At 49.0% G+C, this 17,049-nt stretch carries 14 protein-coding genes and 1 pseudogene; 10 read left to right on the top strand and 5 right to left on the bottom strand.

Annotated elements, in window-relative coordinates; all coding sequences use genetic code 11:
- The first annotated feature begins 115 nt into the window (after positions 1 to 115).
- The 8 genes and pseudogenes from rpe to trpC all read left to right on the top strand — a co-directional run bounded on the left by rpe (position 116) and on the right by trpC (position 6,844).
- Positions 116 to 793, top strand: a complete 678-nt coding sequence (gene rpe / locus K4H25_RS09410) for a ribulose-phosphate 3-epimerase (RefSeq protein WP_173534109.1) — start codon at positions 116 to 118, stop codon at positions 791 to 793.
- Positions 793 to 1,131: an ArsC/Spx/MgsR family protein gene (locus K4H25_RS09405; RefSeq protein WP_221020279.1), complete on the top strand. Its 339-nt coding sequence runs from the start codon at positions 793 to 795 to the stop codon at positions 1,129 to 1,131. The genes rpe and K4H25_RS09405 overlap by 1 nt, the downstream gene beginning before the upstream one ends.
- A gap of 59 nt (positions 1,132 to 1,190) precedes the next feature.
- Positions 1,191 to 1,856: a phosphoglycolate phosphatase gene (locus K4H25_RS09400; RefSeq protein ID WP_221020278.1), complete on the top strand. Its 666-nt coding sequence runs from the start codon at positions 1,191 to 1,193 to the stop codon at positions 1,854 to 1,856.
- Between the two features lie 357 nt (positions 1,857 to 2,213).
- On the top strand, positions 2,214 to 3,683 hold the full coding sequence (trpE, locus tag K4H25_RS09395) for an anthranilate synthase component I (protein ID WP_221020277.1): 1,470 nt from the start codon (positions 2,214 to 2,216) through the stop codon (positions 3,681 to 3,683).
- Positions 3,684 to 3,729: 46 nt separating this feature from the next.
- Positions 3,730 to 4,106: pseudogene (locus K4H25_RS09390) on the top strand (GxxExxY protein).
- Positions 4,107 to 4,149: 43 nt separating this feature from the next.
- Positions 4,150 to 4,719, top strand: a complete 570-nt coding sequence (locus K4H25_RS09385; RefSeq protein WP_221020276.1) for an anthranilate synthase component II — start codon at positions 4,150 to 4,152, stop codon at positions 4,717 to 4,719.
- 177 nt (positions 4,720 to 4,896) lie between these two features.
- Positions 4,897 to 5,922, top strand: a complete 1,026-nt coding sequence (gene trpD / locus K4H25_RS09380; protein WP_221020275.1) for an anthranilate phosphoribosyltransferase — start codon at positions 4,897 to 4,899, stop codon at positions 5,920 to 5,922.
- A 112-nt stretch (positions 5,923 to 6,034) separates the two neighbouring features.
- Entirely contained in the window at positions 6,035 to 6,844 is an 810-nt protein-coding gene (gene trpC, locus K4H25_RS09375) for an indole-3-glycerol phosphate synthase TrpC (RefSeq protein WP_221020274.1), read from the top strand.
- Positions 6,845 to 6,996: 152 nt separating this feature from the next.
- Here trpC and K4H25_RS09370 read toward each other — a convergent pair whose 3' ends face one another.
- The 4 genes from K4H25_RS09370 to K4H25_RS09355 form a co-directional block, all read right to left on the bottom strand.
- Positions 6,997 to 7,911, bottom strand: a complete 915-nt coding sequence (locus K4H25_RS09370; RefSeq protein ID WP_221020273.1) for a hypothetical protein — start codon at positions 7,909 to 7,911, stop codon at positions 6,997 to 6,999.
- Between the two features lie 115 nt (positions 7,912 to 8,026).
- Positions 8,027 to 9,268 (bottom strand): tRNA adenosine(34) deaminase TadA, encoded by a 1,242-nt coding sequence (tadA, locus tag K4H25_RS09365; RefSeq protein WP_221020272.1) that lies wholly within the window; start codon positions 9,266 to 9,268, stop codon positions 8,027 to 8,029.
- 64 nt (positions 9,269 to 9,332) lie between these two features.
- A complete protein-coding gene (gene recN / locus K4H25_RS09360; RefSeq protein ID WP_221020271.1) occupies positions 9,333 to 10,985 on the bottom strand; it encodes a DNA repair protein RecN in 1,653 nt (550 codons plus the stop codon).
- Between the two features lie 224 nt (positions 10,986 to 11,209).
- Entirely contained in the window at positions 11,210 to 12,085 is an 876-nt protein-coding gene (locus tag K4H25_RS09355) for an NAD kinase (RefSeq protein WP_221022914.1), read from the bottom strand.
- A gap of 94 nt (positions 12,086 to 12,179) precedes the next feature.
- On the opposite strand from K4H25_RS09355, the gene hrcA reads away from it, so the two are divergent.
- Both hrcA and mltB read left to right on the top strand, forming a co-directional pair.
- The gene (gene hrcA, locus K4H25_RS09350) at positions 12,180 to 13,196 is read left to right on the top strand and encodes a heat-inducible transcriptional repressor HrcA (protein ID WP_308443204.1); all 1,017 of its coding nucleotides are present in this window, start codon (positions 12,180 to 12,182) and stop codon (positions 13,194 to 13,196) included.
- A gap of 13 nt (positions 13,197 to 13,209) precedes the next feature.
- On the top strand, positions 13,210 to 14,223 hold the full coding sequence (gene mltB, locus K4H25_RS09345) for a lytic murein transglycosylase B (RefSeq protein ID WP_221020270.1): 1,014 nt from the start codon (positions 13,210 to 13,212) through the stop codon (positions 14,221 to 14,223).
- 140 nt (positions 14,224 to 14,363) lie between these two features.
- Here mltB and K4H25_RS09340 read toward each other — a convergent pair whose 3' ends face one another.
- Positions 14,364 to 16,892 (bottom strand): bifunctional diguanylate cyclase/phosphodiesterase, encoded by a 2,529-nt coding sequence (locus K4H25_RS09340; RefSeq protein WP_221020269.1) that lies wholly within the window; start codon positions 16,890 to 16,892, stop codon positions 14,364 to 14,366.
- Positions 16,893 to 17,049: the final 157 nt, after the last annotated feature.

Genomic DNA, 17,049 nt, shown 5'->3' with positions numbered 1-17,049 from the left:
GTGGCAGTTTACCAGCGCGGCGAACGCATATTGAGCAAAGTCATCTTGTTTTCGCGTTAAACTGGCACACTAGAGCCTACTAGTGCCTATTTTTGCCTTCTTAGGAGCCGGATTTATGACTTATCGCATCGCCCCAAGTATTTTATCGGCTGACTTTGCCCGTTTGGGTGAAGAAGTAAAAAACGTTATCGCTGCTGGCGCCGACATCATTCACTTTGATGTGATGGACAACCATTACGTGCCTAATCTCACCATAGGCCCTTTGGTTTGCGATGCCATCCGGCCATGGACCGACGCGCCGATTGATGTGCATTTAATGGTAAAGCCAGTAGATCGCATTATCCCTGACTTTGCCAAAGCGGGCGCCAACATCATTACCTTTCACCCCGAAGCCTCTGAGCATATTGATCGCTCTTTAGGTTTAATTAAAGAGTCGGGCTGTAAAGCAGGCTTGGTATTTAATCCGGCAACCCCACTGCATTACCTTGACTACGTAATGGACAAAATTGACATGATTTTGCTGATGTCAGTCAATCCCGGTTATGGCGGTCAATCCTTTATCGCCGAAACTTTAGTCAAAGCACGGCAGGCCCGCGCACTCATCGATGCCTATACCGCCAAAACAGGGCGTGAAATTTGGCTGGAAATCGATGGCGGGGTCAAAGTTGACAATATTGCCGCATGTGCGGCCGCAGGGGTCGACACCTTTGTTGCGGGTTCCGCCATTTATGGCCAGCCCGATTACAAAACCGTCATTGACCAAATGCGCGCCGAACTGGCCAAGGTGGCGTAATGCAGCTGCTGCACAATCCACGCTGTAGCAAAAGCCGCGAAGCCCTAAGCGAACTAAGTGTACTAGGGTATACACCCGACGTTCGTCTTTACCTTGATAACGCGCTGAGCGTCGATGAAATCACGGCTTTATTGGCGATGCTCGACATCGCTGCGCTGGATTTGGTGCGGCAAAAAGAACCGCTCTGGGCTGAGTTATGCCAAGGGCGAGCATTAAGCGCAGCGCAGATTATCGCGCACTTAGCTGCGCACCCACAGTTGATCGAGCGGCCGATCTTAATTCACCAAGGCAAAGCAGCAATCGGCCGCCCTTTTGCGCGTTTACTCACTATTTTGTAAATCGATACGATCAATTCAGATTTTTGACTTAGATTTTTGCAGACATGAATGAGGCTTCAATGAGTATTATTGCTTGTGCATTTGACCTTGACGGCACTTTAGTCGATTCAATCCATGACTTGGCCCGTGCCGCCAATTTAGCCCGTGCCGACGCGGGGCTGTCCCCACTGGAAAGTGACCGCGTGGCGAGCTTTGTTGGCGATGGCGCGGCGAGTTTAGTAGCAAGGGTATTGGCCGACAGCCATGATGCAGAATACACTGGTAGCGATATACAGCGTGAGGGTATGCTGAGCTTTAATGCGCACTACCTTGCCGGACTACATATCGCAACGCGCTTTTACCCAAAAGTGCTTGCCACCTTACATTTACTACGCGAGCGGCAAATCCCATTAGCACTGGTCACCAATAAGCCAGAGCGTTTTACCCTACCCTTGCTACGCGAGATGGGCATCGACACGCATTTTGATGTGGTGGTCGCGGGCGACACCGTCAGCAATAAAAAACCATCGGCTGATCCGCTACTGTATGCCGCCAGCCGATTAAACGTCCCCACCAGTCAATTGCTGATGGTCGGCGACTCAATCAACGATGTACTTTCTGCCCGAGCGGCAGGTTGTCCAGTTTTAGCGGTGAGTTATGGTTATGGCAGCGACGTTGAGTCGCTCAATGCCGATGCGGTAATTCATAGCTTTGCTGATTTATGTGACTTTCTCGATCTCGCTTAAGCATCAACGTGCGGGCAAGCACATCACTAGCGTCAGCGAATTCAAGTTTGAACATCGAGGGTGATGAACAACTTAAATCGCTGACTATTGTTCCTGCTTACCGCCTGAATTGGGCATAACTGGCGGATTTAACGCCTGTAGCTTGCAAACCAATCAAGCAATGTCACACCAATGGCGCGTGAATTTGACGGTATTGTTCAGTTCACGCACAATTGGGGCTTACTCCTCGATTTAAATAGATATCAATTCACATGGCTTTTTACTCCGCACAGCAGCAATACGAAATTTTTGAATGGCGATGGCGTCGCTGATCTCGCGCGCAGACGCCCTTCTTCTATTCTATTTGGAGTAACACCCATGATTTCCCGCATCGAATTTGATGCCTTGGCCAGCCAAGGCTTTAACCGCATTCCGCTGATTCAAGAATTATTTGCTGATTTAGATACCCCGCTATCGGTGTACCTTAAACTCGCCAATCGCCCGTATTCTTATTTATTAGAATCGGTCGTCGGTGGTGAGCGATTTGGTCGCTATTCATTTATTGGCTTACCCGCGCGCACCCGAATCAAAGTATGCGGCATGCGCACCGAGCTGATTCATGATGATCTGGTCATTGAAACGCATGATGGCAATCCACTGGATTTTATCGAAAGCTACCAAGCCCGCTTTAAAGCACCACCAAGCAAAGGCTTGCCACGTTTTATGGGCGGTTTGGTCGGTTATTTTGGCTATGAAACGATTCGTTATATCGAGCGCAAACTCGCGCAATGCCAGAAAGACGACCCGATTGGCGCGCCCGATATTCAGTTATTACTCTCTGAAGAAATCGTCGTGGTCGATAACTTGAGCGGCAAACTGTATTTAGTGGTGTACGCCGATCCGCAGCAAGCGGGCGCATTTGACACTGCCAGCGCACGCATTCATGAATTAAGAATGAAATTACGTGAGCCGGCCAATATGGCGCTCTCTTTACCGACTGGCAATGTGGGCGTACCGGTGTCTGAATTTGGTGAAGCGCCGTTTAAAGCGGCCGTACTCAAAGCCAAAGATTACATCAAAGATGGCGATGTGATGCAGGTGGTGCTAGCGCAACGCATGAGTGCGCCAATGCACGCCTCGGCGATGTCCTTATATCGCTCTTTGCGCAGTATTAATCCATCGCCGTATATGTTTTATTACGATTTTGGCGATATGCAAATTGTTGGCGCGTCGCCAGAAATTTTGGTGCGACTTGAAGACGACACCGTGACTGTGCGCCCCATTGCTGGTACGCGAACTCGGGGCAAAGATCGCGCAGAAGATCTCGCGCTCGAGCAAGAGCTACTCGCTGACGAAAAAGAAATCGCCGAACACGTGATGCTGATTGACTTGGGCCGCAATGACGCAGGTCGCGTGGCACAAACTGGCTCGGTCAAACTCGTCGACAAAATGATTGTTGAGCGCTACTCCCACGTGATGCACATTGTGTCGAGCGTCGAAGCCAAGCTCAAACCCAAACTCAGCGCGGTTGACGTACTTAAAGCCACCTTCCCTGCGGGCACCGTTTCTGGCGCGCCCAAAGTACGGGCGATGGAAATCATTGACGAGTTGGAACCGACTAAACGCGGTGTTTATTCCGGCGCAGTCGGTTATCTGGGCTTTAACGGCGATATGGACGTCGCCATTGCGCTGCGCACCGCAGTGGTTAAAAACCAAACGCTGTATATGCAAGCCGGCGCCGGCATTGTGGCCGATTCAGTACCGCAAAGCGAATGGCAAGAAACACTCAACAAAGCCCGTGCAGTGCTCCGCGCCGCCGAGCTCGCTGAACAAGGCTTGGACGCTTAAAACCCGACGCAAAGACGCAAAGACGCAGAGGCACGGAGAATAAGCGATGCAATACAATGAGCTCAGCGAACAAGTAATTGGAGCTGCTATTGAAGTGCATCGGCATTTAGGTCCAGGACTTCTTGAGGGTGTTTATGAATCCGCAATGTTGCATGAATTAAGCTTGCGAAAGCTAAACACACAAAGCCAATTAGCACTGCCTTTGCATTACAAAGGAAAAGATCTAGCCACTTCATTTCGTATTGATTTACTGATTGAAAACAAGCTAATTGTCGAAATAAAAGCGGTAGAAACTATTCTGCCGGTACACAAAGCACAATTATTAATTATTTACGTTTAGCTCAAAAACCATTAGGGCTACTCATTAATTTCAACAGCGCACGATTGATAGAAGGCACGCATAGAATTGTTAATCATCTTTGATTTTCTCTGCGTCTCTGCGTCTCTGCGTTGAAAGGGTTTTACTATGTTACTGATGATCGACAACTACGACAGTTTTACTTACAACTTAGTGCAATATTTTGGTGAACTCGGCCAAGAAGTCCAAGTACATCGCAACGATGAAATCAGCATCGAACAAATCGAAGCTTTAGCGCCAAAATATCTGGTGATTTCACCCGGCCCTTGCTCACCTAGCGAGGCGGGCATTTCGGTAGCGGCGATCAAGCATTTTGCTGGCAAGCTGCCAATTATGGGCGTGTGCTTGGGGCATCAAGCGATTGGTGAAGCTTTTGGCGGTGTGGTTTTGCACGCCAAAACACTGATGCATGGCAAGGTATCGCCTGTTATCCATAACGATATCGGGATGTTCAAAGATATACCGTCACCGGTTACGGTAACGCGTTATCACTCACTGGCCATTGAGCGCGACACACTTCCCGATTGCCTTGAAGTCACAGCATGGACCACCGACGGCGAAATCATGGGGGTGCGCCATAAAACGCTAGCCATCGAAGGCGTGCAATTTCACCCTGAATCGATTTTGACCGAGCATGGCCATCAAATGCTGGCTAATTTCTTACGCGAATTTTCTTAACAAGCCTTCAACGCAGAGACGCAGAGGCACAGAGATCAATCATTAATCGTTAATAAGTCACTACTCAGTCTTATTGGGATGATTTTTTCATCACAATCAATTCACTAACGATGTCATTTAAGATTTGAATTTCTCTGCGCCTTTGCGTCTCTGCGTCAGGTTTTCTGTGGAAACAACATGATTACCGTACAAGCCGCACTCAATCGCCTGATCGACAATAACGAATTGTTTTACGATGAAATGCTGCATCTAATGCGGCAAATCATGTCGGGCGAAATGACACCCGCGCAAATCGCAGCGCTCTTGATTGGTCTGCGTACCAAGGTCGAAACTGTCTCTGAAATCGCCGCTGCGGCCACCGTGATGCGCGAATTTTCGACCAAAGTGGCAGTGCAAGATCAACGCCACCTCGTTGACACCTGCGGCACCGGTGGCGATGGCGCGCATACGTTTAATATTTCCACCTGCTCCGCTTTTGTTGCTGCGGCAGCAGGCGCCAAAGTCGCCAAACACGGCGGCCGATCAGTATCATCGAGCTCTGGCTCGGCCGATGTGCTCGAAAGCTTTGGCGTGAACCTCAATCTGACTGCCGAACAAGTCGGCCAGTGCATCGACGAAGTCGGTTTGGGCTTTATGTTTGCCCCCAACCACCACAGCGCAATGAAATACGTCGCGCCAGTGCGCAAAGAGCTTGGGGTACGGACGATTTTTAATATCCTTGGCCCGCTCACAAATCCTGCGGGTGCTGACAATCAAGTGATGGGCGTGTTTCACCCTGATCTTGTGGGTATTCAAGTGCGAGTATTACAAAAGCTGGGCGCCAAGCACATACTCATCGTCCATGGCAAAGACGGCATGGATGAAATCTCAATCAGCGGCCCAACGATGATTGCTGAACTCAAAGACGGACAAATCACCGAATACGAATTTGACCCACGCCAGCTGGGATTTGAACTTGCCGACATTAAAACACTGCACGCCAGCAATGCTGCTGAGTCCAAAGCGATCATCGACAGCGTCCTTAACGGTGAAACCGGCCCCTGCCGCGACATCGTCTTACTGAATGCTGGTGCTGCCATCTACGCCGCCAACTTAGCCGTCACCCTCGAAGACGGCATTAACGCGGCGCATGAAGTGATTGCCAGTGGCGCGGCGAAAGCGAAATTGGATGCATTAATTCGTTTTACACAGGCGCTCGCCTAAGCCGATAGCTTGACGTAGGGTGGGTTAGCCGCTTTTCGGCGTAAGCCACCACCTTAAAAATTTAAATATTGGCGGGTTACGCCTGTGGCTAACCCGCCCTACGAGTGAAGCCATGTCCGACATCCTAAAAAAAATCTGGGCGACGAAGTTTGAAGAAGTCGCTGCGGCTAAAAAACACCTTCCGCTCGCCGAAATCCGTGCGCAGGCGGAAGCCAATCAAGAGCACCGTGATTTTGTTGCGGCGATTCGTGCCAAACACGCGGCAGGCAAAGCGGGGGTGATTGCGGAGATCAAAAAGGCCAGCCCAAGCAAAGGCGTGATGCGCGATCCGTTTGTGCCGGCAGAGATTGCCGCCGATTATGCGGCCCATGGTGCGGCGTGTTTGTCGGTACTGACCGATGTGCAATATTTTCAAGGCCACGCTGATTACCTAAAAGCCGCGCGCGCGGCCTGCGCTTTACCAGCGCTGCGTAAAGACTTTATGGTCGACGAGTATCAGTTTTTTGAAGCGCGCGCTTGGGGCGCCGATTGTATTTTACTGATTGCCGCCGAGCTCGATTTAGCGCAAATGCGCGATTTTGAAGCGCTAGCGCATAGCCTAGGTATGGCGGTCTTGGTTGAGGTACATAACGGCAAAGAGCTTGATGCGGCGTTGCAATTAACCACGCCATTAGTCGGCGTGAATAACCGCAACTTGCGTACGTTTGAAGTCAGCTTACAAACGACGATCGACTTATTGCCACGGATTATTGATGCTGGTGGCAACCGAATCGCCGTCTGTGAAAGTGGTATTCATGCGCCCGGTGATGTGCAACTTATGCATGATCATGCGGTACATACTTATTTGGTGGGTGAGGCCTTTATGCGCCAAGCCTCACCGGGGCAAGGCTTAAGTGATTTATTTAATCCAATTTATAAATAAATTATACTGTATACAGCTCTAAGTTATTGTTGTTAACGCTTAGAGCTGTATACCCAATACGATTAACATCAAGGCGTCGCTAGCGACCAGGATTGACAGTACGATGCAGCATTGCATCGTTAGACTGTTTAAGTGACAAAGACATGGTCGTATTATTTATGACCGCCACCTTCACCCCCTTTGCCGCCACCACCGCTTTTGCCGCCGCCACTGCCGCCGCTATTTCCACCACTACTTCCGCCACTACTTCCACCACCACCACCACCACCACTACCACTACCACTACCACCACTACCGCCACCACTACCGCCACCACTACCGCCACTACTACCTCCGCTACTTCCTCCGCTACCACTTTCACCGGAGCCGGACGAGCCTTTTGATGAGGAATTAGAATGACTTGATTGATGGCCTGTCGATTGATGTTCGCCACTACGACTTTGATCAGCGCGACTTCTCCCTGCTGAATCATCCCCTAGCTCGCCAGATCGGTCTGATGGTTTATTGCCTGAGCGATGGCTCTCTTGTTGTTCTGGCAACGCGCGGCCATGTTCAATTTCGACACCTTCACGCGAGTGGTGCTCATTAAGCTGATGCAGCGCATGTTGCGATTCATGACTTTTAGACACCACAGAGCCTAAATTAAGCCCTAATCGATTTGAAATTGCGCCCCAACCCATACCTGAAGTACGCATTGACGACACTGAGCTCAGCGCCTGCGATAATGTGAGATTACTGTTTTTTTGCATCATCGCACTAGCCAAAGCCAGCGTGACATTCACATTGCCCCAGCCCATACTTTGCCCAGTACCAACAATCGTTGTACGACTACCATTGTCTGCAATCAACGTAGTCGAGCGGCCTTCTCTCAGCGCTTCAGCCAGTTGGGCGGCATTTCTTTTTGATCCTGCTAGTGTGGCGTAGGTACTGGCCATGGCATCCGCAACTTGTTTTGAATCTTGTTGCTGGCTCAGTTGATTGGTTTGCTGCGCGCTGTCATCCAAACGATCCGCCCATACCGGAAAGCTGAGCGCTAAAGCCGAAATAAACCATAAACGTTTCATCATTTGCTCCTCAACATAAGAATCAATACTGATTCAGTATGGCGCGCAGACAATGAATACCAGCCAGAAAAATTGACTTTAACAGCTCAAAGGTTTTCGTAAGGTAGGCGAAGAGAATTTAATCGAGTAGATGTGAGCGTATTGCGGCTTGCTGCTGCTGATTGATGCCCAAGACATGCTCAATATAGCGCGGTAGCGTGCCGGATATTTTTTTGACTTCATGCAGTGCGGCCTTTAGATAAGTCGCTTCCACCCCAAAGATTGCATTCAAAATGGCCACATCAGCGCCATTAGCGACGCAGCGCGCAATCATAGGCTGGTATTTACGCAACACATTGGCATTACTCGCCAAATAGTCGCGCAAAATCCGCTCGTGCGGCACGCCTAAAATCGTCAACAATAAAACCGCAGCCCAACCGGTGCGATCTTTGCCTGCAGTACAATGAAACAACACCGGATATTGCTGTTCATCGCAAAGTGAGCTCAGCCACTGCCTCATGACTTGTTGAGCGTGTGCATTATTGACCATATCGCGATATAGGCCGGCCATCAATATGGCCGCCTGCCCATTGCCTAGATGCAAGTCCAATTGCTGAGGATCGGCCAATAAGGCATCTAAATGCAGGGTCGATTGTTGTAAAGATTCGGCCAACACGTCGCCCGTTAAGACGTTAATTTGCGGCCATTTGGGATCGGGATAGCGCGCCACTTCGGCGGCAGAGCGAAAATCCCAGATGGTTTTAATCTGCAGCGCGGCAAATGCTGCTTGATCTTGCAGCCCAATCAGTTGGTCCGATCGAAACAAGCGAACAGATCTCACCACCCGCCCATCGCTGGTTTTCATGCCACCCAGATCACGAAAATTTGCTAGGCCGGCCAGCGTTAATGCTTTTTTGGGTGTTGGTACAAGCCGTTTTTGGCTAAAGAAAGCTTGTAATAGCTGCTTTGCCGCTTCGCCACCTGCGCCTTGTTCAATCCGCGTATGCTGATTTAAACGAGGCTCTAAATAGGGATTACACACACTACCGGCTGCCCCAGTTTTAGGCTCGGCGAGTGCATACACCACGCGCGCGATGCGCGATTGCAAAATAACGCCACTACACATTAAACACGGCTCAAGCGTAATAAACAGCTCACACTCGGGTAGGCGGTAATTGCCCAGATGCTGCGCAGCTTGGCGAATTGCCAGCATCTCGGCATGCGCACTCGGGTCGTGACGATGGATGGGTTGATTATGCCCACGGCCGATGATCTCCCCGCGATAGACTACGACAGCGCCGACTGGCACCTCGCCCAAAGCAAACGCCAGCTCGGCCTCTTGTAACGCCGCCTGCATAAAATCTAAATCGGTGTGACTCAAATCCAAATCCTTCGTTGGGTATACCGCTACAAGCAATCACCAGCACTGCGTACAAAGCAATACTCTAAGCCAACATCTCAGCAGCATGCTGGCGCGTGGTTTCGGTAATGTCTAAACCACCCAACATGCGCGCTATCTCTTCGATTCTGGCCTCGTGGCTTAATAATTCAATTGAGCTCACGACGCCCTCTTTACCTTGCTGCTTGGCCACTTGCAAATGCTGCACGCCGCACGCTGCCACTTGCGGCAAATGCGTAATACACAACACTTGCCGCGACTGGCCTAATTCAGACAATAATCGACCGACAATCTCAGCCACCCGGCCGCCAATACCAACGTCCACCTCGTCAAAAATCAGCGTCGGCACATTCGCTACTTGGCTGGTCACCACTTGCAAGGCCAAACTAATGCGCGACAACTCGCCACCCGAGGCGACTTTGGCCATCGCGCGCAGTGGCGATGCGGGGTGATTGGCCACTTGCAATTCAACTTGCTCCAAGCCGTAAGCTGCAGGATGGGCTAAAGGCTGCAAAACCACTTCACAGCGGCTACCCGACAAGGCGAGCACTTGCATTTGTTCGGTCACGAGTTCAGAGAGTTTTTTGGCGGCGCTAACGCGAGATTTACTTAAAGACGTGGCCAATTTGCGATAGCCACTTTCTGCCGCTAACACTTGTTTTCGCAGTGCGTCTAACCCTTCGGCACCGCCCAATTCTGCCAAGCGCGCTTGCCATTCTTGTAATTGCGGCAATAGTTGCGACGGGTCGATACGATATTTACGGCCCATTTTATAAATCGCGTCCAAGCGACTTTCAACTTCGCTTAAGCGTTCAGGATCGAGCTCCAGTCGGTCGGCATATAGGCGCAAAGCACTCACCGATTCGGCCAATTGCGCTTCGGCGCCAGCAATTAACTCTAAAGTATCGTTAATCGACGGATCAAAATCGGCCAATTGGCTTAGACGGTGCGCTGCTGTCGCGAGCCAGCTTTGGCAATTGTCATCACCGTCGCTCAATGCAATCAGCCCTTCTTGCACACCATCGATTAAGCCTGCCGCATGGTGCAAACGCTTGTGATCGAGCTGCAATTCAGGCCATTCACCGTCTTGCATATTCAGCGCCGCGACTTCGTCAATTTGCCATTGTAAGCGCTCGCGCTCGGTTTCAAAGCGCTCGGCATTTTGTTCGGCATCGTTAAGTTGCTGCGCTAGCGTATGCCAAATTTGATATTTTTTGGCGGTATCACGCGCGACTTGGGTGGTGCCAGCGTAAGCATCGAGCAAATCACGCTGCGCGTCATGGCGCAATAAAGATTGGTGGGCGTGTTGGCCGTGGATGTCGACCAAGAACTCACCGATGCCTTTAAGCTGACTCAGTGTCACAGGGCTGCCATTGATAAATGATCTGGATTTGCCATTGGCATCAATAACGCGGCGAATAATCAACGGTGCGCAGTCTTCGCTTAAACCTTGTTCAATCAACCATGCGGTGACGCCGCTTAAGGCTTCACACATAAATTCAGCCGACAATTCAGCGCGTTCAGCACCGTGGCGCACAACGCCAGCATCAGAGCGATCGCCAAGCAATAAACCCAGCGCGTCAATCAAAATGGATTTACCGGCGCCGGTTTCACCGGTGAGTACGGTCAAGCCGGCTTGAAAATCTAAATCCAGTTCACGAACAATGACAAAATCACGTAAATGCAGCGCAGCCAGCATGGTCTCACCTAAGTTAAAAGCTCAGAACAAGATCAAAGTGTACATTCGTTCTATAAAAATGGCGAGTGCTGGCCATTAAAACTCACCGGTAAAGCACGAAAATCCGCCAGAGTCGTACTCGAATCGCGACGACGGATATTGAATTGTTAGCGCTTTACGCCATTATTTACGCGCAAATGTGTAATCCATGATGCAAACTCAGCAAGACGTTGCAAAGCATAGCCTTACAGCAGCTTTTCACCCCAACGCAATTTGGCGCGCAGCATATCGTAATAGCTATAACCATGTGGATGCAAAATACGCAGTGAATTGGTGTAGCGACGAATCATGACGCGATCCATTTCATGCAATTCAAAATCCGATTGATTATCAAAATGCACGCGCGCGCCCTGCCCGCGCGTCAATAAAAACGCCACTTGAGCATTATCTGACACCACAATCGGGCGATTAGATAAAGATTGCGGGCAAATCGGCACCAAGGTAATGGCGGGTAGTGAGGGATGTAAAATCGGCCCACCGGAAGCCAGTGCATACGCCGTAGAACCGGTTGGCGTCGATACCACCAGACCGTCGGAGCGTTGACTATACACAAATTGGTTGTCGACAAAAATCTCGAATTCAATCATCGAACCAATTGAGCCGCGGCTAAATACCACATCATTAAACGCTAAAGAGGTGCTAATGGGCTGGCCATCGCGCAAAATCGTCGTTTCTAGCAAAATGCGCTCTTCGGGAACAAACTGCCCGGCAATCATATTGCTAACGGTGGTTTCCATTTCATGCAATGGAATATCGGTCATAAAGCCTAGGCGGCCTTGATTAATCCCCACCAAGGGTATGCGATAGGGAGCCAATAAGCGCGCCACCGACAACATGGTACCGTCCCCCCCTAACACCACAACCAAATCAGCCAGTTTGCCGATATGATCGCGTGATACTTTTTGGTATTCAATAATCCCATGCTCTTGGGCAATCTCTTGCTCGACCAATACTTTAATGCCGCCGCCTTCTAGCATGGCGGCCAAACGAGCAATCGGATCCCCAAGTGCGGGGGTATTTAAGCGGCCAACAAGGGCGATGGTTTTAAATAAGCTATGCATGACGTGTGGTTTTACACCAATAGTTTGGGTTTTGTTCGTGAAAAAAATCACATAACGCATTAATAACACGCCAGACAGGTTAAAATCCAGCGCTATGATGCTCAATGATCGATCCCACATCCTTTTAAAGACGCTGGTTGAACGCTATATCGCCGACGGCCATCCTGTTGGCTCAAAAGCGTTGTCGCAATATTCTGGCCTTGATGTCAGCTCGGCCACAATACGCAATGTGATGGCCGACCTCGAAAACCTCGGCTTGATTGCCAGCCCACACACCTCGGCGGGGCGCATTCCCACCGCGCAAGGCTACCGCCTGTTTGTCGATCGACTACTCACCACGCAGAACAGTGTCGCCCATGCTGCCTTGCCTGAGTTACTCAGCACTGAATTGCCCAACGATCATCCGCAACACAGCATTGCTGCGGCTTCGCAGCTCTTATCACAGCTTACGCATTTTGCTGGCGTGGTAACGCCCCCTCGCCGTAGCGAAGTACTGCTCAAACAAATTGAATTTTTGCCACTGTCGGATAAACGTGTGTTGCTGATTTTGGTAACGCAAGATGGTGAGGTGCAAAATCGCATCGTGCAAACCGAGCGCATTTTAGGTATCAATGAACTTAATGACGCGGCGCACTTTTTAAATCGCCATTGCGCCGGCAAAACCATTAGCCATTTAATGCAAGTGTTGCAACAAGATTTAGGCCAAGTTAAGCGAGAATTACTCGAACTGATGAATGCCGCCATGCAAATGGGGCAGGATTTAAGCCACGACCATATGGTGATAGCTGGGGAACATCAATTGCTAGGGCTGAATGATTTTGGCAGCAATATGCGACAAATGCGGCAGTTATTTGAACTTTTTGAACAAAAAAGCACCCTACTCAAACTGATGCAACTCGGGCAAAGCGCCGAAGGCATTCAAATTTATATCGGCCATGAATCGGGCATCGCGCCACTGGATGAATGCTCGGTGATTGCCGCGCCGTATCGCGTGGATGGCGAAATCGTTGGCACTTTAGGCGTGATTGGCCCGACTCGAATGGCGTATGATCGCGTGATTCCCATTGTTAACATTACAGCACAGCTACTTTCAAGCGCGCTGTCTCATTAAATTGACCTTATTCATGAAAAAAATCACCCTGGCCATCTTGGCGACCCTCGCGGTATCAGCGCCTTCTTTTGCGGATGATGAATTAATTAGCCGTCCAGAAGTGCAAAACTACATTCGCCAAACCGCCGCCACGCATGGCTTTAGTGAAGATTACCTCACGGCAGTATTGCAAGACGCGCAAACCAAAAATAATATCATTACGATTTTGGATCGCCCCTCCACCAGCCGACCTTGGCATGAGTTTCAAGCCAATTTTGTCAATAAAACCCGCATTAATAATGGCGCCAAATTTTGGCGCAATCATGCCGAGTTAATTAATGCCATTGCCAAGCAATACAAAGTCGCTCCCGAAGTGATGTTGGCGATTTTGGGCGCTGAAACCAATTACGGCACCTATACCGGCTCGTTTCGGATTGTTGATGCTTTAAGTACCATTGCGTTTAATTACCCACGCCGTGCTGCGTATTTTCAAAAAGAACTGACTGAGTTTTTCTTATTAGCGCAAGCAGAAAAACAAGATGCCGCTTCATTTAAAGGCAGTTACGCCGGCGCAATGGGCTGGCCGCAATTTATGCCGTCATCGTTCAGAAAATATGCACAAGATTGGGATGGCGATGGCCGCCACGACATTTGGAATAATCCTGGCGACGCGCTGGCCTCAGTCGCCAATTATCTAAACCAACATGGCTGGGTGGATCAAGGCGACACCTTTACCGCAGTAAATATGAATCAAGATCCAAGCCAATTATTGGCTGACAAATTTAATCTGCATTACACCGTGGATGAATTAATCGCCAAAGGCGTGGCACCGATTGCCGAAATCAACACCCAGCAACCGGCGGTGCTATACGCGCTAGAAACAGAACCGGGTTTCACCCAGCACTTTTTAGGCTTTAATAATTTTTACGTGATTACTCGCTACAACAAGAGCACCTTATACGCCACGGCAGTGCTACAGCTTGCCGATGAAATCAAAGCGGCGTATCTGCGTGGCGATGAGCCCGCCAAAGCAGCGGCAAAAAAATAATTATCTTTGTATTCGCGAGCCGCCTTGGCTCTTACCCGCTACGGGCATGAGCCAAGGCAGTCCCACAAACTGGTAGGTTACGCTTTAACCATGCGCTACCACCTGTATTACCCGCTAAGCAAAACCATATAAGCTCTAGATTAATATACCTCGCTCACTTGCTGGGTCATACTGATCAGCATTTTTTCCATATCCAGCGCTGATAATGGTTTGCTATAAAAATAACCTTGGGCACAAGCACAACCCATCTCACGCAAGATCTGCATTTGCGCTTGCGTTTCCACCCCTTCGGCAACCACATTCAAACCCAATTTTTTGGCCAAAATCACAATAGTTTCCGCAATCACCACATCGTCGGCATGCTCAGGAATGCCTTCAATAAACGATCGATCGATTTTTAAGGTATCTAGCGGTAGGTTTTTGAGTTGTGATAAAGACGAATAACCGGTACCAAAATCATCAATTGCCACTTTCACGCCCAATTGTTTAAGCTGCTGCAAAATGGCAACTGCTTCATTAATCCGCGTCATAATCAAGCTTTCAGTGACTTCGAGCTCTAATACCTGCGCCGGCAGACCGCTATTTTGCAGCGCTTGCGTTACTTGCGTCAGTAAAAGCTCGGGCCTAAATTGCCGCACCGACAGATTCACAGCAATTTGCGGCACCACAAACCCTTGCTGCCGCCAGCGCTGCACGCATTGACACGCTTCATTAAGTACCCAATCGCCAATAGGAATGATCAAACCATTCTCTTCGGCAAGCGGTATGAATTCGAGCGGGGAAATCAATCCTAATTGCGGATGCTGCCAGCGAATTAAACACTCCAAGCCCGCTAATTGCCCGCTCTTCAAATCAAACTGAGGCTGATACCATAATTGCAATTGCTGGCGCTCTAAAGCAAAACGCAGCGCATTCTCTAAATTTAAATGCGACATTTGATGCGCTATATTCATATCCACTGAATAAAACTGATACGTATTCTTGCCCATTTCTTTGGCGCGATACATCGCAATGTCAGCGTTTTTCATTAATTGTGCGGCTTGCCCAGCATCATGCGGATATAAACTAATGCCGATTGAGCCCGTCACAAAGAGCTCATGCTCACCCACTTGATACACTTCACCCAGCGCCAACAAAATACGCTCGGCAACCTGAATAATTTGCTCGTTATGGATCACATTTTCCAATAAAACCGTAAACTCATCGCCCCCCAAGCGTGCCACCGTGTCAAATTGCTTTACATTGCCTTGCAAGCGCTGCGCGACCACTTTGAGCAATTCATCCCCCACATCGTGGCCCAAAGTATCGTTAATGGTTTTAAAGCGATCCAAATCAATAAACAACAATGCAAAAGAGCGGCATTTGGTACTGGCTCGCGTTAAAGTTTGCCCGAGCGCCTCGTGTAATCCGCTGCGGTTGAGTAAGCCGGTCAGCGCATCATGCTGCGCCAAATGGCGCATTTTTTGCTCGGACTCTTTGCGCGTGGTGTAATCAGAAAAAACCGCCACATAATTGGTAATCTGATTATATTCATCACGCACCGCACTCATAGAAAGCCAGGCCGGATAAGCGCCACCGCCTTTGCGCCAATCTTGCACTTCGCCCTCCCAGTGACCAATTTGATGCAAACTAGCCAATTGATTCGATTGCAATACACTAAGCTGCCCTTGCTGGCGGCCAAAAATACGCGATGTTTTGCCAATTGCATCGCGAGATTGAAAGCCAGTGATTTTTTCAAATGCTGGATTAATCGCAATAATTTTGGCATTGGCATCGGTCAATAAAATACCTTCGCTGGCATGCTGAAAAATCTTTCCCGCCAAGCGCGCACCATTAATTGCGCGTTGATTTTCACGGCGAGAAGCAGTTAAAAAAATTGACGTTTGCAGCGCGATTGCCAATAAAAATAACAACCTGACGGTATGCACAATAGAATTTGTTTCACCAATATATTGACTACTGACCACCAGCAAAATGACTAAGGCAATAGCACTATTGGCAATTTGCCCGAGGCGCAATGACGACCAAACAAACAAAGGAAACATTAAATAGGCAAATTCTAGGGCATACACATTATGCCCTTGCAATAATAAAATACTGCCAGCAGCTACTACGGTAATGATTAAAGTTAATTCAATAATCCAGTTGGCATTAAGCAATTCTTTGTCGCTCAATACCGCATATATTCCAGGAATGATAATTAACAGACTTAATGATTGAGCTAGCCAAACCATTAGCCAATTTTGCAGCAACAAAGGCTGATGAATTACAAACTGCACCAAGGAAATAAAAATACTAGCAAATAACACATTGCTATAAATTGGCCCGGCCAATAATAAACGATGGCTATCGTTAATTTTAAATTCGCCTTCAGATACAAATAGTGGCATCAAACTAAAAACACATAGCGCCTGCGCCAGATTAAGCAAGGCCACAGTGGCAGCAAGCCATAATGTCGGCGTAGCAAGCTCAAGACCATAACAAATTGCGCCCGGAATACAGTAGAGTATTGCTTTGGGCCCCATTAGCAATAAGCCGGCCACGGCAATACCTAATTGCAAATTTAATGGACTAAACCAAGTGCCTTTGGGTAAGACACTGCAATCAATGAGGCCAGCCAAAAGATAGGCTAACGCCAATAAATAATATTTATGCTTAGATTGCGACATCGGCAATGGAAGATCATCAAAATGGAACGTTGATCAACATAAGCTTTTTGTACGTAGGATGTCTAGAAAATGTAGCTAATTTCATCAGACTACCAACAGCTACACGTCAGAAAATAGAAATTATAACGAATGATGTTCAGCCAACACGCCTAGTCCT

Origin of the sequence: Deefgea piscis (assembly GCF_019665785.1) — a bacterium.
In the GTDB taxonomy this organism is placed as follows: domain Bacteria; phylum Pseudomonadota; class Gammaproteobacteria; order Burkholderiales; family Chitinibacteraceae; genus Deefgea.
This window is presented reverse-complemented; position numbering and strand designations above follow the sequence as displayed.

Excerpts from the sequence above, each read along its gene's own strand:
- trpE (WP_221020277.1), top strand. The coding sequence starts at position 2,214 with ATGATTTCCCGCATCGAATTTGATGCCTTGGCCAGCCAAGGCTTTAAC.
- K4H25_RS09405 (WP_221020279.1), top strand. The coding sequence starts at position 793 with ATGCAGCTGCTGCACAATCCACGCTGTAGCAAAAGCCGCGAAGCCCTA.
- hrcA (WP_308443204.1), top strand. The coding sequence starts at position 12,180 with ATGATGCTCAATGATCGATCCCACATCCTTTTAAAGACGCTGGTTGAA.
- trpC (WP_221020274.1), top strand. The coding sequence starts at position 6,035 with ATGTCCGACATCCTAAAAAAAATCTGGGCGACGAAGTTTGAAGAAGTC.
- K4H25_RS09370 (WP_221020273.1), bottom strand. The coding sequence starts at position 7,911 with ATGATGAAACGTTTATGGTTTATTTCGGCTTTAGCGCTCAGCTTTCCG.
- K4H25_RS09355 (WP_221022914.1), bottom strand. The coding sequence starts at position 12,085 with ATGCATAGCTTATTTAAAACCATCGCCCTTGTTGGCCGCTTAAATACC.
- recN (WP_221020271.1), bottom strand. The coding sequence starts at position 10,985 with ATGCTGGCTGCGCTGCATTTACGTGATTTTGTCATTGTTCGTGAACTG.
- trpD (WP_221020275.1), top strand. The coding sequence starts at position 4,897 with ATGATTACCGTACAAGCCGCACTCAATCGCCTGATCGACAATAACGAA.
- rpe (WP_173534109.1), top strand. The coding sequence starts at position 116 with ATGACTTATCGCATCGCCCCAAGTATTTTATCGGCTGACTTTGCCCGT.
- K4H25_RS09340 (WP_221020269.1), bottom strand. The coding sequence starts at position 16,892 with ATGTCGCAATCTAAGCATAAATATTATTTATTGGCGTTAGCCTATCTT.
- K4H25_RS09385 (WP_221020276.1), top strand. The coding sequence starts at position 4,150 with ATGTTACTGATGATCGACAACTACGACAGTTTTACTTACAACTTAGTG.
- mltB (WP_221020270.1), top strand. The coding sequence starts at position 13,210 with ATGAAAAAAATCACCCTGGCCATCTTGGCGACCCTCGCGGTATCAGCG.
- K4H25_RS09400 (WP_221020278.1), top strand. The coding sequence starts at position 1,191 with ATGAGTATTATTGCTTGTGCATTTGACCTTGACGGCACTTTAGTCGAT.